This is a genomic window from Methylobacterium sp., from assembly GCF_019745455.1.
GTDB lineage: Bacteria > Pseudomonadota > Alphaproteobacteria > Rhizobiales > Beijerinckiaceae > Methylobacterium.
In genome coordinates this window covers 1-22796 of sequence record NZ_JAIETD010000124.1, presented here as the reverse complement: position 1 = coordinate 22796, position 22796 = coordinate 1, and the positions used below count along the sequence as shown (strand labels likewise).

Genomic DNA, 22796 nt, shown 5'->3' with positions numbered 1-22796 from the left:
TCTACAGTGGCGCCGATCCTGCCTATATTGACCGGCAAGATATCATTCTTGCGAAGGAAGCGCCCCGATGTCCGCATCGCCCGCCGTCACGACCGAACCCCGGGATCTCGTCACCCTGGCCCGCGAGGCGGGAGAGGCCGCCAAGGGCCTCGTCGCCGAGGCGACCCGCCGGGTCCGCACACGGATCCTGTCGAGCGAGGGCAAGATCTCGGCCGAGAAGATGGAAGCCGAGCAGCACGCGACGCACGGGCTCGCCTGGCTCGCCACCTATGGGGAGGGTGTGCGCGAGCTCGGTGCCTATGCCGCCCGCCTCACCGAGACCGGGGAGTTCGGCGAGACCGAGGCACTCCTCGTGAAGATCGGACTCGGCGAGTACCTCGACCAGATGTTCTCGGGGATTCCGATGAGTCAGGGCGAGATGGTGCGCCCGACCGGCTCCCTCGGCCTATCGACCCGCGAAGTCGCCAAGTTCCGGAACGACGCCGTCGAGACCCTGATCGCCGAGGGCAACACCCCGGAGAACCGTGCCGCTCTCGTCGCCCGCATCCGCGACAACGGCGGCTCGGCCACCATCGGCAAGTCCGGCCTCGACGAGGACATGGAGGCGATCCGCTCCGAGATGCGCCGGTTCGGCCTCGCCGAGGTCGTGCCGCATGCCCACGAGTGGCACAGCGAGAACGCCTACATCCCGATGGAGATCGTTACCAAGATGGCCGAGCTCGGCGTCTTCGGGCTGACGATCCCCGAGGAATACGGCGGGATGGGCCTGCCCAAGATCTCGATGTGCGTGGTCTCCGAGGAATTGTCCCGCGCCTATATCGGCGTCGGCTCCCTCGGCACCCGCTCGGAGATCGCCGCCGAGCTTATCCTGTGCGGAGGCACCGAGGAGCAGAAGCACCGCTTCCTGCCCGGCATCGCGTCTGGCGACACGCTCCCCACGGCCGTCTTCACCGAGCCGAATACCGGTTCGGATCTCGCCTCGCTCCGCACCAAGGCCGTCAAGGACGGCGACGTCTGGAAGATCTCGGGCAACAAGACCTGGATCACGCACCCCGTGCGCGCCGACATCATGACCTGCCTCGTGCGCACCAAGCCCGAGGAGAAGGGCCATAGGGGCCTCTCGCTCCTCATCGCCGAGAAGCCGCGCGGCACCGACGAGGAGCCGTTCCCGGTCAAGGGCCTGTCGGGCGGCGAGATCCACGTCCTCGGCTATCGCGGCATGAAGGAATACGAGCTCGCCTTCGACAATTTCGAAGTCCCGGCCGGCAATCTGCTCGGCGAGGTCGAGGGCAAGGGTTTCGCCCAGCTCATGCAGACCTTCGAGTCGGCCCGCATCCAGACCGCGGCCCGCGCCGTCGGCGTGGCGCAGAACGCCCTCGATCTCGGCCTGCGCTATGCCGAGGAGCGAGTGCAGTTCGGCAAGGCGCTGATCAACTTCCCGCGCGTCGCCGACAAGATCGCCATGATGGCGGTGGAGATCAACATCGCCCGCCAGCTCACCTACTTCTCCGCCCGCGAGAAGGACGAGGGCAAGCGCTGCGACCTCGAGGCCGGGATGGCCAAGCTGCTCGGCGCGCGCGTCGCCTGGGCCTCGGCCGACAACGCCCTGCAGATCCATGGCGGCAACGGCTTCGCCCTCGAATACCAGATCAGCCGCGTGCTCTGCGACGCCCGCATCCTCTCGATCTTCGAGGGTGCGGCCGAGATCCAGGCCCAGGTCATCGCCCGCCGCCTGCTCGAGACGGCATAAGCGTTTCCCTCGCGGACCGGGTCGGGAACGAAGAAGCCGGGGCGGTCATCGCCCCGGCTCCTTCCATTGAAAGGGTCAGGACCCGCGCGCGATCACCGCGCGGTCCCGATCACTTTGTGATCTTCACCGAGACCGGATCGCTTGCGGGAAAAGTCTCCTCGACGGCGTCGTCGAGGCGCTCGTTCAACCGAGCCTGATCGTTCTCGGGCCTCTGGTCGTCGGTCGGCGTCGCGCCCCCCTGACGAAATCCGGGCTTCTCGTCCGCCTCAATCTTGGTCGTCGTCTCTGGTGGCATGGAGCCTCTCCTCGTCCCGCCCGGACACGAGGTGCCCGCGGCTTCGGAGGGTCAACGCGGGAGAGTGCCGGGGTTTCCGCCGAGCGCCGGTCTCACGACACTGGGACGGCAGACCGCGGCCGGGGAGACCTCGTGCGCGGTGCCGGGAGAGCGGAGGCTTCGCGTCTCACCACCTCGTAGACGTCTATGAGCCGGTCGAGATGCGCATCGAGGGTCAAGGGCTTGGCCCAATAGCGGTCATGGGCCGCCTGTCCCATGCGGCTGGCGACGTCGTCATCGGATAGCCGACGCAAGTGGGCGGCCAGGGCCTCGGCATTCCCGGTGCGGAACCAGAACCCGTTCGCGCCGTCCTCCACCGCCTCCCGGCCAGCGCATTCGTCGCTGACGATCACCGGCGTGCCACAGGCCAGGGCCTCGTAGACGGTGAGCGGCTGGCCCTCGTACCAGACGCTCGGGAAGACGAGGGCGCGGGCCTGCCGCATGGCCTCCGAGACCTCCGCCGGCCCCTTCCATCCAAGCATCACCGCTTCGGGATAGCGTGCCGCGACACTCTCGCGCTGCGGTCCATCGCCGATGAAGACGGGGCGGACGCCCGCGAGCCGGGCCGCTTCGGCGAAGATGGGCGCGCCCTTCTCGGTGGAGATCCGGCCGACGAACAGGAAGTCGCCTGGCAAGCCTTCACGACGCGGCATCCGCTCGACGGCGATCGGGTTGTCGATACGGTGAAAGCTGGTACCGGCCGGCAGGTAGGGCGCCACGACCCGCTCCTGCAGTTCGCTGATCGTCACGATGCGCGAGAACAGGGCGCGCAGGCCGGCGACATGATCGAGCCCTGCATGGCGCACCAGGCGCAGGACCTTGCGCGGGTAGCTTCGCGCATCGCAGTTTGTCGTCATGCAATCGAGAGACATCGGCCTTCGGTGACAGATGCGCTCGGCCGGATACTCGTAGAATCCGCCATTGGGGCAGACGAGGAAGAACTCGTGCATCGTGTAGAGCAGCGGCAGCCCTGAGCGCCGCAGGCTGACGCCGATCGAGGGGGACAAAGCCTTGGCGAAGGCGTGGACGTGGACGATTGTGTCGCGCGGATCGCAAAGGCACAATTCAGCAGCGAGCCGGCGCGCGGCCGTGCGGTTCCAGATTGCCTGAGCGGCGAAGACAAGGGGATTGCGGGCGGTCGAGACGTCGTCCTGACCGAGGCAGACGACGCGGATGCCGGCGGCCTCCAGGCGCGGATCGGCCGGGCCGACGGCGGCGAACAGGGTCACCCGGTTGCCGCGGGCGGCAAGGCCCAGCGCCTCGTCGATCGCGACCTTGGCCTGGCCGCCATTGATGAACGCATGGTCTGCGACGAGGACGACATGCATGGGGTCCGGCCTTCATCGCGCGTACTGACCTGCGATCTTTACCATCCGTGCGTTGATCGCCCGTAAACTTGGGGAAGCGCTTCGCCCCGTCGCGAAGACGTCATCGGAGCCGTCCCGACTCATGCACGTCGTCGTCCTGGCCGAATTCGCGGTGGCGAGCGGAGGAGCCGAGAAGGTCGCGGTGGAATCCGCCCGTGCGCTCGCCGAGGCAGGCGTCGACGTCACGTTCATCCAGGGCATAACGGGGCCTGCGGACCCGCTCCTCATCCATCCGCGGATCGCCAGGATCGGGTTGGGTCATCGCGATATCTGGAGCCGTCCGCGCCTCGAGGCGGCGGTCAGCGGCATCTGGGACGGAGGCTCGGCGAAGCGCCTGACCGCAGCCCTCGACGGCCTCGGCCGGCCGCCCGACTGCATCCACGTCCATCAATGGACGCGCAGCCTTTCGCCCAGTGTCTTTCCCGTCCTGCTGAAGCGCGGCGTGCCGGTGGTGGTGACGCTGCACGACTACTTCCTCGCCTGTCCGAACGGCGTCTACTACCGGTTCGACTTGGATCATCCCTGCACGAAGACCCCTCTTTCGGCCGGATGCATCGCAACCCCCTGCGACAGCCAGGGTCGCCTGCATAAACTCGTGCGGGTCGGCCGGTCCCTCGCCACGCGCGGCGCCATCGGGGATCGCCGGCTCGATGTCGTCCATGTCTGCGATGCCAGCCGGCATCGCATGGGCGATCTCCTCGGCGGCATGAATCTCTTCCATCACCGGATCGACAACCCGGTCGCCAGCCCCGAGGGAGCGCCGTCGGAGCCGGCACGAGGCGATTGTTTCGCGTATGTCGGGCGCCTGACTCGCGAAAAAGGGGCGGACCTCGTGGCCGAGGCCGCGGCCAAAGCCGGCATGCGGGCGCTCTTCATCGGGGCCGGTCCCCTGGAAGAGTCCTTGCGCGCGATGCCTCAGGTCGAGGTCATGGGATGGCAGTCTCCCGACGCCGTCGCGGCGATCCTCAGACGCCGGGCACGGGCGCTGGTCGCGCCTTCGCGATGGTTCGAGACCGGGCCACTGACCGTCTACGAATCGCTGGCCGCCGGCATCCCCGTCATCGCCTCGAATCGCTCGGGGGCTGCCGCGGCGGTTCTTGACGGGGTGACCGGCTTCGTCGTCGAACCGGAAACCACGTCCGTCGCGTCCGCGATGACTGAATTCGCTCGGGACGACCTCACGAATCGTCTAGGCCGCGCAGCCCATGCACGGTACTGGGCGGCACCGATGTCCGCCGCACGCCATGCCGAAAAGCTGAAATCACTCTACGAATTCGTCACAGGCGATGGATCAATGCTCGGCATTGCCGAGTCGACGAGCCCTTGACACTTATATTGCGTTGCAACATAGTTCTTCCGTGATGCAGCAAATTGGTCTGCATCCCCACTTGGAGGACAGTGATGAACGCCCCGACTTTCGAGATCCCCACCGAAATGCGTGATTTCGCGGAGAAGAGCGTCGATCAGGCGCGCAACGCCGTCGGTACCATGCTGGGCAACGCCGTGAAGGCGAACGAGCAGTTCCAGGCCTCCTCGAAGACGCTGCAGAGCTCGATGGAGGGCGCCTTCGCCAAGGGGCTCGATCACGTCCAGCAGAACGCCGAGGCGACCTTCGATTTCGCTCAGAAGCTCGTGCGGACCCGCGATCTCAAGGAGGCCTTCACCCTCCAGACCGAGTTCCTGAAGAGCCAGATGGCCGCGATGCAGAGCCAAGCCAAGGATTTCGGCGCGCTCGCTCAGACCGCGGTTCAGCCCCGGGCCTGATTGCTAAGCCTGACCGTCAAGCGGTCAAGCATGGGTCGGAGTGGCCGATAGCGGCCATTCCGCGATGACGGCTCGGCCGCGACTCTACGCTTCGTTCGGCCGCGACGGCACAGCGCCGATCCTGGAAGGAGACAGGCCGAATGGTGAAACGTCAGACCAAGCGGTCTTCGAGCCGCCGACGCCAGTCCCCGGTCGCCGCCGCGATACCCGAGACGGCAACGCCGAGGGACGATGCTCGAGGACCGACGGCGGGACCCGCCCCGGACCAGACGCTGGATACAGTCGAGGAGGCCCTCGCCGAGCCGGTCGTGTCGGCCATCTCGGCGGATCTCCCAGCCGATGCCGAGCACGTGGCCGAGGATCTTTCCCATCCGTTCCTAAGCCCTGAGCCGAGGGCGGCCGAGCATTCCCTTCCTCCGCCAAGCGAGATCCCGCTCGTGGTCGCGCAGGCGTCGCGAAAACCACCTTCCCTGGTCCCCGCCGACCTCGCTGCTGCCAGCGCGACGCTGCAGGTTTTCCTGCTCAACGAGGGGATCGCAGCTCTCGCGCATTGGCGTGCCTTGGCGGCGGTGCGATCTCCGGCGGATGCGATCCGCCTTCACCTCGACGAGATGCAGCGGGCGGCGGACGCCTCTCTCACCTGCATGGGCCGGATCGCTGGCCATTTCGGTCGGGCAGCGGCAGCCTGACGCCTTTTGGCGAAACCTCCCCCCTCGCGTCGGAGACTCGGCAGAGCTAGATAATCGGACAAGACGGTCCGTCGGTGCCGCGAATCCTTCGAACAGGATCGGCACGCTCGCGACCGTCATCGGTTTCCGGAGATCTCGATGCGCCGTTCCGCCCTGCTCGTCGCGCTGCTGGTCTCGCTGAGCCCTGATATGGCCTCGGCGCAGATCATGAAAACGCCCGACGTGGCGCCCGAGAAGGTAGCGCCGCAGGGCAGGGCGCAGGTCCAGCTCTCCTTCGCACCGGTGGTGAAACGTGCAGCGCCCGCTGTGGTGAACGTCTACGCCTCCCAGGTGGAGAAGCGCGGCGCCAGCCGCAATGCCATGGACGAGTTCATGCGCCGGTTCTTCGGCGAGGACGGATCGCGCGGCGGCCGCGGCGCGCCGGGCGAGCGCGCCCAGCGTTCACTGGGTTCCGGGGTCGTCGTCGACGAAAGCGGCCTCGTCATCACCAACAACCACGTCATCGACAACATGAACGAGGTCCGCATCGCGCTCGCCGACCGGCGCGAATTCGAGGCGACCATCGTGTTGCGCGATCCCCGTACGGATCTCGCCGTCGTCAAGATCAAGACGCCGCCGGCCGGCCTGGTGCCGATGCCCTTCGGCGACGCCGACACCCTGGAGGTCGGCGATTTCGTGATGGCGATCGGAAATCCCTTCGGCGTCGGCCAGACCGTGACTCAGGGCATCGTCTCGGCGCTCGCGCGCACCCAGGTCGGATCGTCGGACTACCAGTTCTTCATTCAGACCGATGCGGCGATCAATCCGGGCAATTCGGGCGGTGCCCTCGTCGACCTGCAGGGACGGCTGGTCGGCATCAACACCGCCATCTACTCGCAATCGGGCGGCAGCCACGGCATCGGCTTCGCCATTCCCGCCAGCATGGTCCACGCGGTCGTGGAGACCGCAAAGGCCGGCGCCTCCACCGTGCGCCGCCCCTGGCTCGGAGCGCGTGTCCAGAGCGTGACGCCGGACATCGCCGAGAGCATGGAGCTCGACCATCCAACCGGCGTGCTGGTGGCGAGCCTGCAGCCGAAGAGCCCGGCCGAGGAGGCGGGCCTCAAGCGCGGCGACCTCATCCTGACCATCGACGGCAAGGTGGTCGACGATCCCGAAGCCTTCGGCTACCGCTTCGCCCTGAAGGGGCTGAGCGGCAGCGCCAAGTTCGGTATCCAGCGTGGCACCACGCGCTCGACGGTCGCGGTCAAGCTCGGGCCGGCCCCCGAGACCCGCCCGCGAGACGCCCTCAAGATCCGGACGCGGTCGCCGTTCATGGGCGCGACGCTGGTCAACACGTCGCCGGCCCTGGCCGAAGAGCTACAGGTCGATTTTCCGGTCGAAGGCGTGGCCATTGCCAGCGTCGACGACGGGTCATTTGCCAATCGCGCCGGCCTCCAGAAGGGCGACGTCGTCCTGGCGATCAACGGCACTCCGGTGAGCGCCACCAAGGACGTCGAAAAGCTGACCCGCACGAGCTTCAGCGCCTGGGAGGTCTCGATCAACCGCGGCGGCACGGTGCTGACCTCGGTGTTCGGCGGGTGAGGGTTCAGCCCTGGCTCTACAAAACTTTAGTCCAGCCGTGGTTGCAAGTTTTGCCAAGATATGGCGGCTGCTGCGCCTTCATGCCGAGTTCGTGGAGCGTCACGAACAGGCAAGGGGCGTTCTAAACCGGTCGCCACAGTCGCGCGCCCTTTAAAAAATGAATGCGGCCGTTGCCACCCTCAGCCAGCACCGCGCTGCCCCATTGACGCTCGCCGCGATCGTGCCACGCGGCGCTTCTGGAGAATGGACGCCATCGGCAAGCATGCGGGATGCGGGGAAACCCACTTAGTAAAGGCAGTTCAGAGTGCAGGCTCGATACTGTCGGACAAGAGCAATGTACCGCCTAGAGCCGAGACGAGCGATGGCCGATCGGTAACCGCTTGGCTGATCACCCACCCAGGAGCAGACCAACATCGTTCGATCCTGCACCATCGAAGATAGAATCCGCGGCTTCGAACTGATGCTGCAGCGCAGGCGGCACACGCGACAGCTCCATAGCGGAAGTTCCAGCCGTTCGATTCGAGATCTGAACCATGACAGAAATCACATCCCACTCATTTCAACCCTTAGGATTGAATGAATTCAATTTCGAGGGGCGGCGTCAGATTATCGAGCGCGCAGCAAACACTTCCTGCCCCATTCATACCGGTGGTTCATGCGCAACATTTCGATTTTAACATAAATCAGTTTATAGCATTTCCAAATTTTTTATGAGGTAGTCTGTAACAATTGAAAATCTGGTCCCTTTATTATCAGTCGCGCAATATTGACCAAATGCATTTTCGGATCGTAACGGACGAATCCTAATTCAATTTGGTCGTCGCCCGTGCCTGAATTCAAAATGAACAAGAGTCGGTTAAGCACATTTGTGGTTTCGGCTGCTCTCGCGCTTGTGCCACAATTTAGCTCTCTGATCGGCATCGGGCCAAGTTCCGCCATGGCACAGATCGCGGCTGACGCGTCCCAAGAGGTAAATCTCGAAGAGCTGGCAATCACCGGAAATGGTAAATCAACAAGTAAGGTAGACGGCTATCTTGCTCGAGACAGCCTCAGTGCCACCCGCACCGACACACCCCTTCGGGAGGTGCCGCAAACGGTGGTCGTTGTACCGGACCACGTCTTGAGGGACGCCGCCGCAACGCGGGTCGATACTGCGCTTGATCTCGCGGGCGTCGGACGAGCAAACAATTTTGCAGGTCTCGGTCTGACGGAATTCACTATACGCGGCTTCTCCACAGGTGAGTATTACCGCAACGGCTTCCCCGTGAACCGTGGCTTTCCGAACTCGCCTGACATCGTCTCGATCGAGCGTATTGAGGTCTTGAAGGGCCCGTCGGCCTTTCTCTACGGCCGTGGTGATCCGGGCGGCACTTTCAATATCGTCACCAAGCAGCCGATGGCAGAACGATCTCTCGCGATCGCAACACAGTACGGCGGCTTCAACAAGAGGCGCGCCACCTTTGATGCCACGGGTGCCCTGGATCAGGAGGGCCGGGTGCTCGCCCGCGTAGCGGGGGCGGTCGAGGACAACGGTAGTTTCCGCGATTTCGTACGCAGTGACCGCTACTACGTCGCGCCGGCTATCGCCTGGAAGCCGTCAGCCGACACCACGATCACGCTTGAAGGCGAAATGGTCAGTACCGAGGCGACCTTCGACCGCGGTATCGTACCCATCAACGGCAACCTGCGTACCGTGGTGCGCAACCGCTTCATCGGCGAACCCGGCGTTGCGCCGGTCCGCAACGACAATGCGCTCGGGCAACTCCGTATTGAGCATCGACTAAACCCGGACTGGATGGTGAGCGCGGGCGTGCAGGCACTCGCCGGCCGTATCTTCGGCGACGGTGCGGGCGCAGTGAACGTACTCGGCGACGCCCGGACCCTGCGGCGCACCTTCGAGCGCCGTGACCTGACTTGGTCCGATTTCGACCTGCAGCTCAACATCGCTGGAAAGTTCGAGACCGGTGTCTTCCGTCACACTCTGCTGATGGGGTTCGAGTACGACAGCTATCGCTACCGGGAGAAATTCCAACGCTCGAACGCAAACGCCAGTCCTTTCGTCCTCGACCTGCTGACCCCCCGCTACGGGCAGTCTACGCTCCCGCCGCTCGGCACGATCACCAACTTCCTCCAGAACACTCAGGCCTATGGCGGCTTTATTCAGGACCAAGTCGATATCACCGTGAGACTTCACGCGCTCGTCGGCGTACGCGTTGAAGATATAGGCCTCGTATCAACTGACTATCGTAACGGCCGAACCACGAGCCTGCAGCAGACGGTCGCGACCCCGCGTTTCGGCCTCGTCTACGATCTCACCGATGCTGTCTCGCTATATGGAAGTTATGGCCGCTCCTTCCGTCCGAATACCGGCACGGATCGCGCGGGACGCCCCTTTGCCTTCGAGCAAGGCGAGGGCTACGAAGCGGGCGCCAAATTCAGCCTGCTGGACGGACTCTTGAGCGCCACCGCGGCCGTGTTCGATATACGGCGAACCAACGTCCTCACCGTCGATGCAACGGATCCGAACTTCAGCGTTGCAGCTGGCGAGGTACGCAGCCGTGGCTTCGACCCAACCGCAGCAGGCTATCTGGCACCGGGCTGGAGAGTGTTCGGCACCTACACCCATGCCAATGCCGCCGTCACGCGCGACAACACGCTACCCGCGGGGACGCGGATCGCGAATATCCCCGCCGACAGCTTTGCCTTGCAGAGTGTCTACGAGTTTCAGAACGCCGAGCTCCGCGGACTTGGACTCGGCGGCGGCGTAACGCATGTCGGGAAGCGTGTGGCAGGGACTGCGATCTCGACTTTTCGCCTACCAGAATACACAGTCTTCAACTTGATGTCGTACTACTGGATTGCGCAGGACGTGCGAATTTACCTCAATGTCGACAACCTCTTGGATACAACCCATTATGACCGCGCTTTCCAGAACCGGTATGCTACGCCAGGTGCGCCACGAACCATCCTGGGTGGTGTCTCGGCTCGATTTTAAGTTGCATTGCTGGACAAAAGTAATCCCTCGCTGAAACTCACGCTTGGCTTGCTATTGGCCCCGCTTCGTTGGTCCGCCAATTCCGAAGCGGACCATCGTATACTCGCCTGTCGTAAATGGTCGACTTGACCTCAAGCTCATCCACTATCGACCTTGCACCGCGATCGTGAGGCTCGCCAGATGCCGGCCGCCCTCCCTCATCATCGTGCAAAAGCCGAGGCGTTGCGGGTCCTCGGATCGGGCGAAGACGTCGGTGGCGTTGAGTGTGTCTCGTCTGAAGGCCCGGTTTCCGTAGGCCGCCTCTCGATAGACGGCCTCGTTGACCTCGTCGGGAAAATACATCTGGCCGGTGACCAGGGTCCGGGAATCCATGAAGACCTTGAAATGGACGTGGGTCGCCCGCCCCGGATACCAGCCCGGATAGATCGTCTCGAAGGCGACGGCACCCGCCCCATCGCTGACCTGCGTGCCGCGCAGGAAGGCCTGGCCGGCCGTCGAGATCCGGCGCCGGTCGCCCTGTCCCTCGTAGCCGGAATAGAGCCCCTGCGCGTCCGCATGCCAGACGTCGACGCGGGCGCCGCGAATGGGCGTACAGGCGCCGGCCTCGACGATGCGCAGGTTCAGCCGCAGCGGCATGCCGGGGCGTCCCTCGCCAAGTTCGGACCGGACCAGTCGTGGATCGAGATAGAACGGCCCTTCGATCGATTTGGGGGTGAGTCGGCAGGTGCCGGGCTCCGGCGAGGCCGCTTGCGCCGTCGCGAAGACAAGAGCGGGGGTCGTGGACAGGCCGACGAGCGCGGCGCGACGGGAGAGCCCGGGACGGATCGTCATCGATAAGGCACCCTCGCAGCCGGTGAAGGCGAGATCCTACAGCGATCCGGCCCGCATCGAACCGCGATATTCGACCGCAAGGGGATCGTCGCACTTTGGCAGTTGCGGCCCGCCGCCCTCCGGGTCTTGATGCGCGGCATGTCCGACCTCTTCGCCTCCGCCGGCCTCCAGAACGCCGCCCCACGACCTCTCGCCGACCGGCTGCGCCCGCAGAATCTCGCGGAGGTCGTCGGCCAGGAGCACCTGACCGGGTCGGACGGGGCGCTGACCCGGCTGCTCGCCGGCAAGGCCTTCGGCTCGCTGATCTTCTGGGGGCCGCCCGGCACCGGCAAGACCACGGTGGCGCGCCTCCTCGCCCACGAGACCGACCTGCATTTCGAGCAGATCTCGGCGATCTTCTCCGGCATCGCCGACCTCAAGAAGGTGTTCGAGGCCGCCCGCGGCCGCCGCGCGGCAGGGCAGGGGACCTTGCTCTTCGTCGACGAGATCCATCGCTTCAACCGGGCCCAGCTCGACGCCTTCCTCCCCGTGATGGAGGATGGCACCGTGACCCTCGTCGGCGCCACCACCGAGAACCCGTCCTTCGAACTCAACGCGGCCCTGCTCTCTCGCGCACGCGTCCTGTTGTTCCGGGCCCTCGACGAGGCCGCCATCGCCCGGCTGTTGTCCCGGGCAGAGGCGCTGACGGGTAAGCCGCTGCCCCTCGACGAGGATGCCCGCGGCGTCCTCGTGCGCATGGCCGACGGGGATGGGCGCGCCTCGCTCACCCTGGCCGAGGAGGTGTGGCGCTCGGCGAAACCGGAGGAGATCTTCGGCGCCGAGGAGTTGCAGGCGATCATCCAGCGGCGGGCGCCAATCTACGACAAGAGTCAGGAGGGCCATTACAACCTCATCAGCGCCCTGCATAAGACCGTGCGCGGCTCAGACCCCGACGCGGCGCTCTACTATCTCTGCCGCATGCTCGACGGCGGCGAGGACCGGCTCTTCATAGCCCGCCGCCTCGTCAGGATGGCGGTGGAGGATATCGGGCTCGCCGACCCGCAGGCACTGGTCGTCGCCACCGCCGCCAAGGACGCCTTCGATTTCCTCGGCTCGCCCGAGGGCGAATTGGCGCTCGCGCAGGTCACCGTCTATCTCGCCTGCGCGCCGAAATCGAACGCGGTCTACACCGCCTACAAGGCGGCCATGAAGGTCGCCAAGGAGAACGGCTCGCTGCCGCCGCCGCGCACCATCCTCAACGGCTCGACGAAGCTGATGCGGAAGATCGGCTACGGGGAGGGCTACCGCTACGACCACGACGAGCCGGATGCCTTCTCGGGCCAGGATTACTGGCCCGAAGCCCTCGGGCGCCAGCATCTCTACGAGCCGACCGATCGCGGCATGGAGAGCCGTTACGGCGATCGCCTTGCCCATTGGGAGAGGTTGCGCCGGCAACGCCGCGGCGAGGGGGAGTAATCCTCCGCGGCAACTCGAATAGGTTCGTCGGGCTCCGGGAAGCGAGGCCGCCATTAAATCGTGCTTGTGGCAGCGAGCCGAATCGATGCAACCTCAGATCGAATTGATCGATGTGGGTGCCGCCGTGCTGAATCTCGGGCTCGTTCTGCCAATCGTCGGCGTCGTCCTCATCATGACGGCGGCCGTCCTCGTCTGGCGTCGCCCGCTGGAAGCGAGTTCGCTGACGGCAATGCTGATCGCCGGCGCCGCGCTGCTGCTGCTGTCCGACCAGGGAATCCGGAACTTCAAGCTCAGCGCAACCGGGCTGGAGGTGACGCGGGACGAGCTCAAGCAGGCGACGGTGGATTACACAAAGCAGATCGCCAAGCTCGGCTCCGACATCGAGGAACAGAAGCGAATCGTCGCCGAGCAGAGCAAGCTGCTCGGCGAGCATCAGAGCCGGCTCGACGGCGCCAGCCCCGCCTCCGCGCCCGACGCGCGGGCGAAGCCGAGCGTCGAATTGAACAAGATCCAAGAGATCTCGGACCGGTTCGCGCGAAATTCGAAATACGCGATCCTGGTCTTCTATCGCACCGGGACGGCGCAGAAGGCTGCGGGCGACGCCATGGCGGCGGAGTTCCTGAAGCGCGGCTTCCAGAGTTCTGCGACGAATACAGATCTCAACGAGATCGTGCCGCAACTGAGCGGCGAGCGCCGGGCGGGCAACGTCCTCATCGTCGCGAAATCCGCCAAGCTTCCCATCCTCAGCGACGTGCAAGCCGTCGTCGAGCAGGCCGCGGCGGCCCACAAGCTCAATCCTCCAACCCTCGACGACGAGGAATGGACCTTCAAACGGGGTGACGTGCAAATCTACATCTTCTGATTGCGCCGGTATCGGAACAATGTCTCATGGGGGAGGTGAGCGGCGCGTTCCCACGGCCGGCCGCGGCCGGGATGACGGGGCCTGTTCTCCGGCCCGGCGGACGGGCTGGACTCGACCATGCGCCATCCAGCACCAAGTCTGCATTCAGCACAAAGCCTTGGCCCAGCCGTCGATCGACGGATGGCCCTTACTCAGCGGGAGAAGTGAACCGCATGGTGATCATTCTCGGTGTGCTCGGCATGGTCGCCGCGGTCCTGTTCTTCGTCATTCGGGCGCACGGTACGGTGCAGTCCCTGCGAGAGGTCGATCGCGACACCAAGGGCCTGCAGGCGCGAGCGAAATCGACATTGCAGGACATCATCGGCACGCCATTGAGGCGCGTGCGCGACGTACGCCTCGCCGCCGTGATCCTGATGATCCAACTCGTGCGCACCGGCAGCCCGATCACGGCCGCAGAGAAAGCGAGCATCCTGTCCTTCATGGAGGACCCGCTCGAGATCGAGCAGGTGACGGCCTTCTACGATCGTGCCTGGGGCTATACCGAGCACCGGCGGCCCTTCTCCCTGGTGGCGGACGAGTTGCTGCCGCTCCTGCGGGAGAAACTCACCGAGCCCGAACGACTCCACCTCGTGGAGATGCTGAGCGCCGTCGCCAGCGCCCATTCCCCGGCAAGCGACTTGCAGGGAGAGGCATTGGTCCGGCTGAAGCGCCGCCTCATCTCGTCCGTCACGACGTTGAAAGCGAACCGATCCGACGGCTGAGCGGTGGACCGGACGCGGCCGAGCCTGTAGGGGGCCCGCTTTCCTCCGGAGACCCTTCATGGCGGCCTGTGGCCTCGATTTCGGCACGTCCAACACCACCCTGGGCCTCGCCGCCGGGCCTCGGCCGGCTTTGGTGCCTCTGGAGGGCGCCAATCTCACGATCCCCAGCGCAATCTTTTTCGAACCGGGTCGGCAGGCGCTCGTCGGGCGGGCAGCGATGGCGGCCTATGTCGAGGGCACGCCGGGGCGGCTGATGCGAAGCCTGAAATCAGTGCTCGGCTCCTCGCTCCTCGAAGAGACGACGCCAGTCGGGCGCGAACGCATCCGCTTTCGCGACGTCATCGCCCGCTATCTCGCCGTCGTGAAGGCGCGGGCCGAAGCGGCGGCGGACACGAGCCTCGACACCGTCGTCCATGGCCGCCCGGTCCATTTCGTCGATGGCGATCCCGAAGGAGACGCCCGCGCCGAGGACGCCCTGCGCGAGATCGCCAGGAGCATCGGATTCGCCGAAGTCTCGTTCCAGTTCGAGCCGATCGCCGCCGCCCTCGATTACGAGCGGCAGGTCCGCGCGGAGGAGATCGCGCTGATCGCCGATATCGGCGGCGGCACCTCGGACTTCTCGATCGTGCGGCTCTCGCCGGAGCGGCACGCAAAAGCCGACCGCGCCGGCGACATCCTCGCCAATGATGGCGTCAGGATCGGCGGCACCGATTTCGACAGGCGCCTCAGCCTCGGCACGGTGATGCCGCTTCTCGGCCTCGGCAGCCCGATGAAACGGCCCGACCTCGACGTGCCGACCTCGTATTTCCACGATCTCGCCACCTGGTCGAGCATCAACCGGCTCTACAACGCCAAGACGCTTCGCGAGGTCGAGGAGGTCCGTAGAGACGCGCAAAGGCCCGACCTGATCGACCGGCTCTACACGGTCATCGAGGCCGAGCGCGGCCATTCGCTGGCGATGGAGGTCGAGGGCGCCAAGATCGCGGCCTCGGAGACGGGGAGGGGCGGCGTCGATCTCGATTGGGTCGAGCCGAGTCTCGCAGCCGACCTCGATCGGACCGGCCTCGTCGCCCAGACCGGCGAGCTGAGCCGGCGCATCGCCGAGCGGATCGGCCGCTGCCTCGCACAGGCCGGGCTCGCCGCGGATCGGATCGACGCCCTGTTCCTCACCGGAGGCTCCACCGGCCTGCCGCATGTGCGAGCCGCCCTCGTCGCGGGCGTGCCGCGGGCGCGTGTCGTCGACGGCGACACATTCGGATCGGTGGGAACCGGGTTGACGATCGAGGCGGCGCGCCGGGCCGCGTGATAGTGAAGACCAGCCGGTCCGGCTTTGCCGAGTCGCGACACGGGTGTTACGAGCGGCCATGACCACAAGACCCCCTTCACGCGGCGGCCCAGGGCGCAAAGGCCCCGGCAAGGCGCCCGGCGCCGCCCGTGGCGCCAAACCGTTCCGTCCGGGCAAACCGGGCCGGGCTGATGCCTTCCGCCGCCCGGAGCGCGAGCGCACCGGCCCGCGCACCAGCGCACTCGATGCCGCCCAGAGAGCGGCCCAGGTCCGCGGCGACGACTCGGCCAAGCGCGCCCCGTGGCGCCCGGGTGACGCGCCCGATCCCGTGGCCGAGGCGGAGAACCGCCCGGCCAGGGCTCCGCGCACCCGCACCCCACGAGATTCATCCGACTCGGATGCGCCTCGTCCGCGCCGTTCCGCCGCCACCGCGCCGGAGCCGGCAACGGAAGGCCCGACCCGCCGCGAGCAGCGCGCTGCCGCCTCCGCGACCCTCGCCTCCGGCGTCCAGACCCTGACGGTGGAGGCGGACGAGGCCGGGATGCGGATCGACCGGTTCCTGACGACACGGTTCCCGCAGCTGCCCTTCGCCCGCGTCCAGAGCATCGTCCGCAAGGGCGAATTGCGGGTCGACGGCAAGCGCGCCAAGCCCAACGACCGGCTGGAGCCGGGATCGAGCGTGCGCGTGCCGCCACTCAAGCTCGATCCGGTGCCGGAGCGCCCGCGTGGCCTCGACCGCGACGCCAGTGATTCCGCCTTCCTGCGCTCGATCGTCCTCTACGAGGATGCCGAGATGATGGTGCTCAACAAGCCGTTCGGCCTCGCGGTCCAGGGCGGCTCGGGCACGGTCCGCCATCTCGACGGGATGCTCGAGGCGCTGACGGGTCCCGACGGGCAGAAGCCGCGCCTCGTCCACCGCCTCGACAAGGACACCGCCGGCTGCATCATCGTCGCCAAGACCCGTCTCGCTGCCGCGACGCTATCCAAGAGCTTCCGCTCGCGCGCGGCCCGCAAGGTCTATTGGGCGCTGACCGCCGGCGTCCCCCGCGTCCACCAGGGCCGGATTTCGACCTACCTCGCCAAGGAAGAGCCGACCGATGCGGATGCACGAATGCGCGTCGCCAAGCACGGCGACGAGGGCGCGTCCCACGCCCTGACCTACTACGCGATGGTCGACAACGCCGCTCAGAAGCTGTCCTGGCTGTCCCTGAAGCCGGTCACCGGCCGCACTCACCAGTTGCGCGCCCATGCGGCCCATATCGGCCACCCGATCGTCGGCGATCCGAAATATTTCAGCGTCGAGAATTGGGAATTGCCCGGCGGCATCCAGAACCGCCTGCATCTGCTGGCGCGGCGGATCGTGATCCCGCATCCACGCACGGGTCAGCCCATCGACGTGACGGCGCCGCTGCCGCCGCACATGGCCCAGAGCTGGAACCTGCTCGGCTTCGATGCGAGCCGGTACGACCCGATCGTCGAAGCTCCGGAGGCGTGAACTTCGCCGCAGCCGGTGCGGAGGGTCTTGACCGGAACATGCTTGGCAATCGGCCCGCATGCCTTATCCTTCCTCGGTGACCATGGGCGCGGGCAAGAACCCGTCGCCGCGGGCCTGTGGCGGAGCAGAAATGTATCGACCGACCTCGACGACCAGCCCCTCGCGCGTGCTCGGCCTTGCCCTGTCCTGCGGCCTTCTGGCGGTCGCGCTCGGGATCGCAGGCGCCCTCGCTCAAGGTACTGGCCCGGCGGGCAAGGCTCCTGCGGCACAGGCCGCTCCGCCGCCAGCGCCGGTGCCACCCAGTCCGGCACCGCAGCCCTCGCCAGCGCCGCAGCCTCCGGCAGCACAGGCTCCCGCCACCCAGTCTGCTGGGGCAGCGAAGCCGCCGGCCGCGACGCGGTCGGAGAGACGGCGGCGAAACTCCTATGCCGCCTGCAACCGGCAATCCCATAATCGCGGCCTGCGCGGCGGCGCACGGCGGCGCTTCCTTGTCCGGTGCAAGCTCGGCTACGAGCGGCCGAGGGTGCCTCCCGCCCCGCAGCAACCGGCTCGCCAGCCGTGACGGAACCCGCTTTATCCATCGCAGCCTCGTCCGCCGGTCGGTTCGTCCGGTGAGGCTCGTGGTCTTCGATGTCGACGGCACGCTCGTCGACAGCCAGCACCTGATCGTCGCCGCGCAGAGCGTGGCCTTCACCGAGCACGGCCTGCCCACCCCCGAGCGGCGCGAGGCGCTCTCGGTGGTCGGACTGTCGCTGCCCCAGGCCTTCCGGCGCCTCGTCGGGGAGGCAGGCCCGGTCGAGAGCCTCGCCGAGAGCTACAAGCGCGCCTTCAACGCGCTTCGCCTCGATCCCTCCTACGAGGAACCGCTGTTTCCCGGCATGGGCGAACTTCTCGCCCGGCTTCATGCCCGCGACGACCTCCAACTCGGGATCGCCACCGGCAAGTCACGGCGCGGCGTCGAGCACCTCATCGCCGCCAATGGCTGGGAGGGCTGGTTCGCCACCACCCAGACCGCCGACGACGCTCCCTCGAAGCCCGACCCGGCGATGCTGGAACAGGCAATGGCGGAAGCCGGGGCCGAGCCCTCGTCGACGATGATGATCGGCGACACTACCTATGACATGGCGATGGCGGTGAGTGCGGGCGTCGTCGCGGTGGGTGTCGCATGGGGCTATCATCGGCCCGGCGCCCTGTTCGGGGCCGGCGCCGTTACGGTCGCCGACGACGCGAGGGCCCTGGCCGCCCTGCTGAATGGCCGGATGCCGGCCGTTTGAGGCTGGTGCCACGCTCGCAGCTCCTCCTCGAACATACTATCTGACGCCCATGAGCGACGATCCTCCTAGCGACGACACACTTGCCGACTGGCTCGGCCAACCCACCCACTCGCCGGCCGATTCCGCCGCGAATGCCCTCCGTTCGGTCCGCGCCGGCGGACGCCCGGCCTTGCCGAAGCGGTTCTACGGCAAGGCCGGCTTCGCTCCTGCCGAGGGCGGGTTCCGTCTTACTCTCGACGGGCGGCCCGCCAACACGCCCGCAAAGCAGCCTCTGACGGTTTCGACCGAAGCCCTCGCAAACGCCGTCGCCGTGGAGTGGGAGGCACAGGTCGAGGTGATCGACCCGGCTGCGATGCCGCTCACCCGCCTCGCCAACACCGCCATCGACGGGGTGGCGCCGCGGTTCGGCGAGGTGGCCAAGGACCTCTGCGCCTATGCCCGAACCGACCTCGTCGTCTACCGGGCGGGCGATCCGGCACGTCTCGTCGCCGCACAGGCGGCGGCGTGGGACCCGGTCCTCGACTGGGCGCACGAGGCCCTGGGCGCCCGTTTCATCCTCAGCGAGGGGATCCGCCACGTCGATCAGCCGGAGCGCTCGGTCGAGGCCCTGGAGCGGGCCGTGGCGGCGATCGAGGGGCCGTTCCGCCTCGCTGCGGCCCATACGATGACGACCCTGACCGGCTCGCTCCTCATCGCCCTCTCCGTCGTCCATGGCCGTCTCACACCGGAGGAAGCCTGGGCCGCCGCCCATGTGGACGAGACCTATCAGGCCGAGGTCTGGGGCCGCGACGAGGAGGCCGAGGCGCGGATGGCAGGGCGATGGGCCGAGTTCGAAGCAGCCGCGCGGATGATCGCCCTCGCCGGAACCGGATCGGCGTAACGCCGCGCTTCAGGCACGCGAACTGCAAGCCGGGCGTGAAGTTTCGCGCCGGGGATCGTGAGCGATGGTCGATATCTTCACCTTCACGGGCGGCAGCGGCGGGGCGTGGCGTGTCGTCGAGAGCCGGACGGTGAAGGGCGAGGGGCTTCGCGCAGTCGAGAGTCTCGCCGTCGCAAGGGAGCCGGACGACACCGCGATCACGTCGCCGGCCTGGACCCTCCGCGGCTTCATAAGCAACGTCCGTTACGCGACGAAGACGGAGGTGGAGACGTTGCGGTCGGTCCAGCAGGGCCTCGCCCGGCCGCGGGCGACGCTCGCCGCGCTGATCCCGATCCGGAAGAACGCGGCCTGGTGGGCGCTGGCGCAGGACGAACGGCGGGAGATCTTCGAGGAGACCTCGCACCACACCGCCATCGGCCTCGACTACCTGCCGGCGGTGGCGCGCCGGCTCCACCACAGCCGCGACCTCGGCGAACCCTTCGATTTCCTCACCTGGTTCGAATACGCGCCGGAAGACGCGCCGGCCTTCGATCGCCTCGTCGATCGCCTGAGGGCGACGCGGGAGTGGAATTATGTCGACCGCGAGATCGAAATCCGGCTGGCGCGCGCCGCTTGATCTCAAAATCGTTTTCGCGTCCGGGCACCCGTGCTAAGGCGCGTTTCGACCACAACCGCCAAGCATGAACAATTTCGGCGGCATCGCTCCAGCGTCAAGGCCCGATCAGCATGAAGGACATTCTCGAGAAGCTCGAGGAGCGGCGCGCCCAAGCGCGCCTCGGCGGCGGCGAGAACCGCGTCATCGCCCAGCACAAGCGCGGCAAGCTGACGGCGCGCGAGCGCATCGAGCTCCTCCTCGACCACGGGTCGTTCGAGGAATTCGACATGTTCGTGCAGCACCGCTCCTCCGATTTCGGGATGGAGAAGCAGAAGATCCCCGGTGACGGCGTCGTCACCGGCTGGGGCACGATCAACGGCCGCACCGTCTTCCTGTTCTCGAAGGACTTCACGGTGTTCGGCGGTTCGCTCTCCGAGGCGCACGCCCAGAAAATCGTCAAGGTCCAGGACATGGCGCTGAAGATGCGCGCGCCGATCATCGGCATCTTCGATGCCGGCGGCGCCCGCATCCAAGAGGGCGTCGCGGCGCTCGGCGGCTACGGCGAGGTCTTCAAGCGCAACGTCGCCGCCTCCGGCGTGATCCCGCAGATCTCGGTCATCATGGGCCCTTGCGCGGGCGGCGACGTCTATTCGCCGGCCATGACCGATTTCATCTTCATGGTGCGCGACACTAGCTATATGTTCGTCACCGGACCGGACGTGGTGAAGACCGTCACCAACGAGGTCGTCACCGCCGAGGAGCTCGGCGGCGCCAAGGTCCACACCACGAAGTCGTCGATCGCCGACGGCTCCTTCGAGAACGACGTCGAGGCGATCCTGCAGATCCGCCGCCTCCTCGACTTCCTGCCGGCCAACAACATCGACGGCGTGCCGGAGATCGAGAGCTTCGACGACCCGTTGCGGCTCGACAAATCCCTCGACACCCTGATCCCCGACAACCCGAACAAGCCCTACGATATGGGCGAGCTGATCCGCCGGGTCGTCGACGAGGGCGATTTCTTCGAGATCCAGGCCACTTACGCCCGCAACATCATCACCGGCTTCGGCCGCATCGAGGGCCGCACGGTCGGCTTCGTCGCCAACCAGCCGATGGTGCTGGCCGGAGTCCTCGACTCGGATGCATCGCGAAAAGCAGCGCGGTTCGTGCGCTTCTGCGACGCCTTCTCGATCCCGATCGTCACCTTCGTCGACGTACCGGGCTTCCTGCCGGGGACGGCCCAGGAATATGGCGGCCTGATCAAGCACGGCGCCAAGCTCTTGTTCGCCTATAGCCAGGCGACGGTGCCGCTGGTGACGATCATCACCCGCAAGGCCTTCGGCGGCACCTACGACGTGATGGCCTCCAAGCACGTCGGCGCCGACATCAACTACGCCTGGCCCACCGCCCAGATCGCCGTGATGGGCGCCAAGGGCGCGGTGGAGATCATCTTCCGCAGCGAGATCGGCGACGCGGACAAGATCGCCGAGCGCACCGCCGAGTACGAGGACCGCTTCCTCTCTCCCTTCGTGGCGGCCGAGCGCGGCTATATCGACGAGGTGATCATGCCCCATTCAACCCGAAAGCGGATTGCGAGGGCCCTTGGCATGCTGCGCACCAAGGAGATGGAGCAGCCCTGGAAGAAGCACGACAACATTCCGCTCTGAGCGGGACGGGTCACCGGGCCGGCGCTGATATTTTCCATGCCGAGGTTTTCGCGGGGCGTGCCATCATCGTCGCCCAACGAAGACCGAGGAGAGCACCATGGCGCAGGAAAACAAGCGCGGCAGCCGCGAGGCCAAGAAGCCGAAGAAGACGGTGCAGAAGACGAACGCCTCAGCGCCCTCGACAAAGGACATGGTCAGCTCGGCGGTGAAGGCGGCCAAGAAGTAGGCGCTACTCGGTCCGATTGCCCTCGACGACGTTGCCGGTGGCATGGTCGTCGTCGTCGAGGCTGCTGCCGAACGGATAGCCGGCATCGGCCGAGCAATTCATCGTCCATCCCCAGCCGCCGCGCGATCCGACCTTCACGGGGTCCGGACGCCACAGGCCGGTGTAGCGGAAGCTGTTGCCGGTGATGCGGTTGTCCGAGGGCGTCTGGTGCCGGACCGTGCCGCCCTCGCCGCAATTGCGGTAGAGGTGGATACCGCCGCCGGAGCCGAGCACGAAGCGGTTATCGGCGATCCTGTTGCGGGCCGATCCATCGACCGCCACCATCTCGCGGTCCGTCGCCACCGAGAAGGTATTACCCGAGATGGTGTTCCCGCCGCTCTCGGCGTCGAGATAGAGCCCCACCGCAGTCGAGGTGCCGTCGAGCGTCGAGCCCGACAGGGTCACGCCGGTGACGCCGGGGCCGAGATAGAGCGGGATCGAGCCGAGCGCTGTCAGGTGGGAATCGAGGATGCGGATCCGTGTGGGCGCTGCCGCCTGCGCCCGCTCGGTATGGCCGAGGCGGCGCGACGAGGCCTTCACCGCCTCGCCCTGGCCGTTGAGGCCCATTCCCCAGATCCTGATATTGCCGAGTATACGGCAGTTGCGAAGGGTGACGCCGCTGGGCCGCTCCCAGCGCTCGACTGTCGGATCGGGACGGCGCGAGCGGATCTCGACGGCGAATTCATAGAATTTCGGCACAGGCTCCGTGCGCCCGAGAGTGGCGCCGCCGCAATCGAGTTCGATTCCGGAGGCGGACGCGCTTTCGATCACGATCCGCCGCTCGATGCGATCGTCCGGACGCAGCCGGATCGAGCACGTCAGGAACACATTATCGTCTTCAGCAGCCGGAGGCGCGAGGAGCCTTGCGCGGGCGGTCTCGTCGCAGGGTGGCGCCAGGGCCTGGGCAGGACTTGGGGCGGCCGCCCCCCAGACGGTGACGGTAAGGAAG

21 protein-coding genes are annotated in these 22796 nt (G+C 66.5%); 17 read left to right on the top strand and 4 right to left on the bottom strand.

Annotated features, from left to right (window positions below; translation table 11 throughout):
* Window positions 1-67 precede the first annotated feature (67 nt).
* Window positions 68-1750 (top strand): acyl-CoA dehydrogenase family protein, encoded by a 1683-nt coding sequence (locus K2Y56_RS21860; RefSeq protein ID WP_292512719.1) that lies wholly within the window; start codon window positions 68-70, stop codon window positions 1748-1750.
* 109 nt (window positions 1751-1859) lie between these two features.
* Here K2Y56_RS21860 and K2Y56_RS21855 read toward each other — a convergent pair whose 3' ends face one another.
* Both K2Y56_RS21855 and K2Y56_RS21850 read right to left on the bottom strand, forming a co-directional pair.
* Window positions 1860-2045, bottom strand: a complete 186-nt coding sequence (locus K2Y56_RS21855) for a hypothetical protein (protein ID WP_292512716.1) — start codon at window positions 2043-2045, stop codon at window positions 1860-1862.
* A 92-nt stretch (window positions 2046-2137) separates the two neighbouring features.
* Window positions 2138-3412: a glycosyltransferase family 4 protein gene (locus K2Y56_RS21850; protein ID WP_292512712.1), complete on the bottom strand. Its 1275-nt coding sequence runs from the start codon at window positions 3410-3412 to the stop codon at window positions 2138-2140.
* A 121-nt stretch (window positions 3413-3533) separates the two neighbouring features.
* Here K2Y56_RS21850 and K2Y56_RS21845 point away from each other — a divergent pair, with 121 nt between their 5' ends.
* The 5 genes from K2Y56_RS21845 (at window position 3534) to K2Y56_RS21825 (ending at window position 10480) form a co-directional block, all read left to right on the top strand.
* A complete protein-coding gene (locus K2Y56_RS21845; RefSeq protein WP_292512710.1) occupies window positions 3534-4778 on the top strand; it encodes a glycosyltransferase in 1245 nt (414 codons plus the stop codon).
* Between the two features lie 74 nt (window positions 4779-4852).
* The gene (locus tag K2Y56_RS21840) at window positions 4853-5215 is read left to right on the top strand and encodes a phasin (protein WP_292512707.1); all 363 of its coding nucleotides are present in this window, start codon (window positions 4853-4855) and stop codon (window positions 5213-5215) included.
* A 140-nt stretch (window positions 5216-5355) separates the two neighbouring features.
* Complete coding sequence (locus K2Y56_RS21835) at window positions 5356-5904, top strand: hypothetical protein (protein ID WP_292512705.1); 549 nt, start codon at window positions 5356-5358, stop codon at window positions 5902-5904.
* A 138-nt stretch (window positions 5905-6042) separates the two neighbouring features.
* Window positions 6043-7485 (top strand): Do family serine endopeptidase, encoded by a 1443-nt coding sequence (locus K2Y56_RS21830; RefSeq protein WP_292512702.1) that lies wholly within the window; start codon window positions 6043-6045, stop codon window positions 7483-7485.
* 937 nt (window positions 7486-8422) lie between these two features.
* On the top strand, window positions 8423-10480 hold the full coding sequence (locus tag K2Y56_RS21825; RefSeq protein ID WP_292512700.1) for a TonB-dependent siderophore receptor: 2058 nt from the start codon (window positions 8423-8425) through the stop codon (window positions 10478-10480).
* A 144-nt stretch (window positions 10481-10624) separates the two neighbouring features.
* On the opposite strand, the gene K2Y56_RS21820 is transcribed toward K2Y56_RS21825, so the two are convergent.
* Window positions 10625-11311 carry an intradiol ring-cleavage dioxygenase gene (locus K2Y56_RS21820; RefSeq protein ID WP_292512698.1) on the bottom strand — a complete coding sequence of 229 codons (687 nt, stop codon included), beginning with the start codon at window positions 11309-11311 and terminating at the stop codon, window positions 10625-10627.
* A gap of 138 nt (window positions 11312-11449) precedes the next feature.
* Between K2Y56_RS21820 and K2Y56_RS21815 the strand changes: the two genes are divergently transcribed.
* The 11 genes from K2Y56_RS21815 (at window position 11450) to K2Y56_RS21765 (ending at window position 21808) form a co-directional block, all read left to right on the top strand.
* Window positions 11450-12766 (top strand): replication-associated recombination protein A, encoded by a 1317-nt coding sequence (locus tag K2Y56_RS21815; RefSeq protein ID WP_292512695.1) that lies wholly within the window; start codon window positions 11450-11452, stop codon window positions 12764-12766.
* Window positions 12767-12851: 85 nt separating this feature from the next.
* Window positions 12852-13628 (top strand): hypothetical protein, encoded by a 777-nt coding sequence (locus K2Y56_RS21810; protein ID WP_292512693.1) that lies wholly within the window; start codon window positions 12852-12854, stop codon window positions 13626-13628.
* 212 nt (window positions 13629-13840) lie between these two features.
* The gene (locus K2Y56_RS21805; RefSeq protein WP_292512690.1) at window positions 13841-14389 is read left to right on the top strand and encodes a TerB family tellurite resistance protein; all 549 of its coding nucleotides are present in this window, start codon (window positions 13841-13843) and stop codon (window positions 14387-14389) included.
* Between the two features lie 58 nt (window positions 14390-14447).
* On the top strand, window positions 14448-15695 hold the full coding sequence (locus K2Y56_RS21800; protein ID WP_292512687.1) for an Hsp70 family protein: 1248 nt from the start codon (window positions 14448-14450) through the stop codon (window positions 15693-15695).
* Between the two features lie 58 nt (window positions 15696-15753).
* Complete coding sequence (locus K2Y56_RS21795; protein ID WP_292512684.1) at window positions 15754-17169, top strand: RluA family pseudouridine synthase; 1416 nt, start codon at window positions 15754-15756, stop codon at window positions 17167-17169.
* 58 nt (window positions 17170-17227) lie between these two features.
* Window positions 17228-17731, top strand: coding sequence for a hypothetical protein (locus K2Y56_RS21790; RefSeq protein ID WP_292512682.1), 504 nt, complete (start codon window positions 17228-17230; stop codon window positions 17729-17731).
* 49 nt (window positions 17732-17780) lie between these two features.
* On the top strand, window positions 17781-18443 hold the full coding sequence (locus tag K2Y56_RS21785) for an HAD-IA family hydrolase (RefSeq protein ID WP_292512679.1): 663 nt from the start codon (window positions 17781-17783) through the stop codon (window positions 18441-18443).
* A gap of 49 nt (window positions 18444-18492) precedes the next feature.
* On the top strand, window positions 18493-19323 hold the full coding sequence (locus K2Y56_RS21780; RefSeq protein WP_292512676.1) for an ATP12 family protein: 831 nt from the start codon (window positions 18493-18495) through the stop codon (window positions 19321-19323).
* A gap of 73 nt (window positions 19324-19396) precedes the next feature.
* Window positions 19397-19939 (top strand): chlorite dismutase family protein, encoded by a 543-nt coding sequence (locus K2Y56_RS21775; RefSeq protein WP_366849301.1) that lies wholly within the window; start codon window positions 19397-19399, stop codon window positions 19937-19939.
* 110 nt (window positions 19940-20049) lie between these two features.
* The gene (locus tag K2Y56_RS21770; protein WP_292512670.1) at window positions 20050-21582 is read left to right on the top strand and encodes an acyl-CoA carboxylase subunit beta; all 1533 of its coding nucleotides are present in this window, start codon (window positions 20050-20052) and stop codon (window positions 21580-21582) included.
* A gap of 97 nt (window positions 21583-21679) precedes the next feature.
* Entirely contained in the window at window positions 21680-21808 is a 129-nt protein-coding gene (locus tag K2Y56_RS21765) for a hypothetical protein (protein WP_292512667.1), read from the top strand.
* Window positions 21809-21811: 3 nt separating this feature from the next.
* Here K2Y56_RS21765 and K2Y56_RS21760 read toward each other — a convergent pair.
* The coding region (locus tag K2Y56_RS21760; RefSeq protein WP_292512664.1) for a right-handed parallel beta-helix repeat-containing protein at window positions 21812-22796 on the bottom strand (985 nt) is incomplete at its 5' end.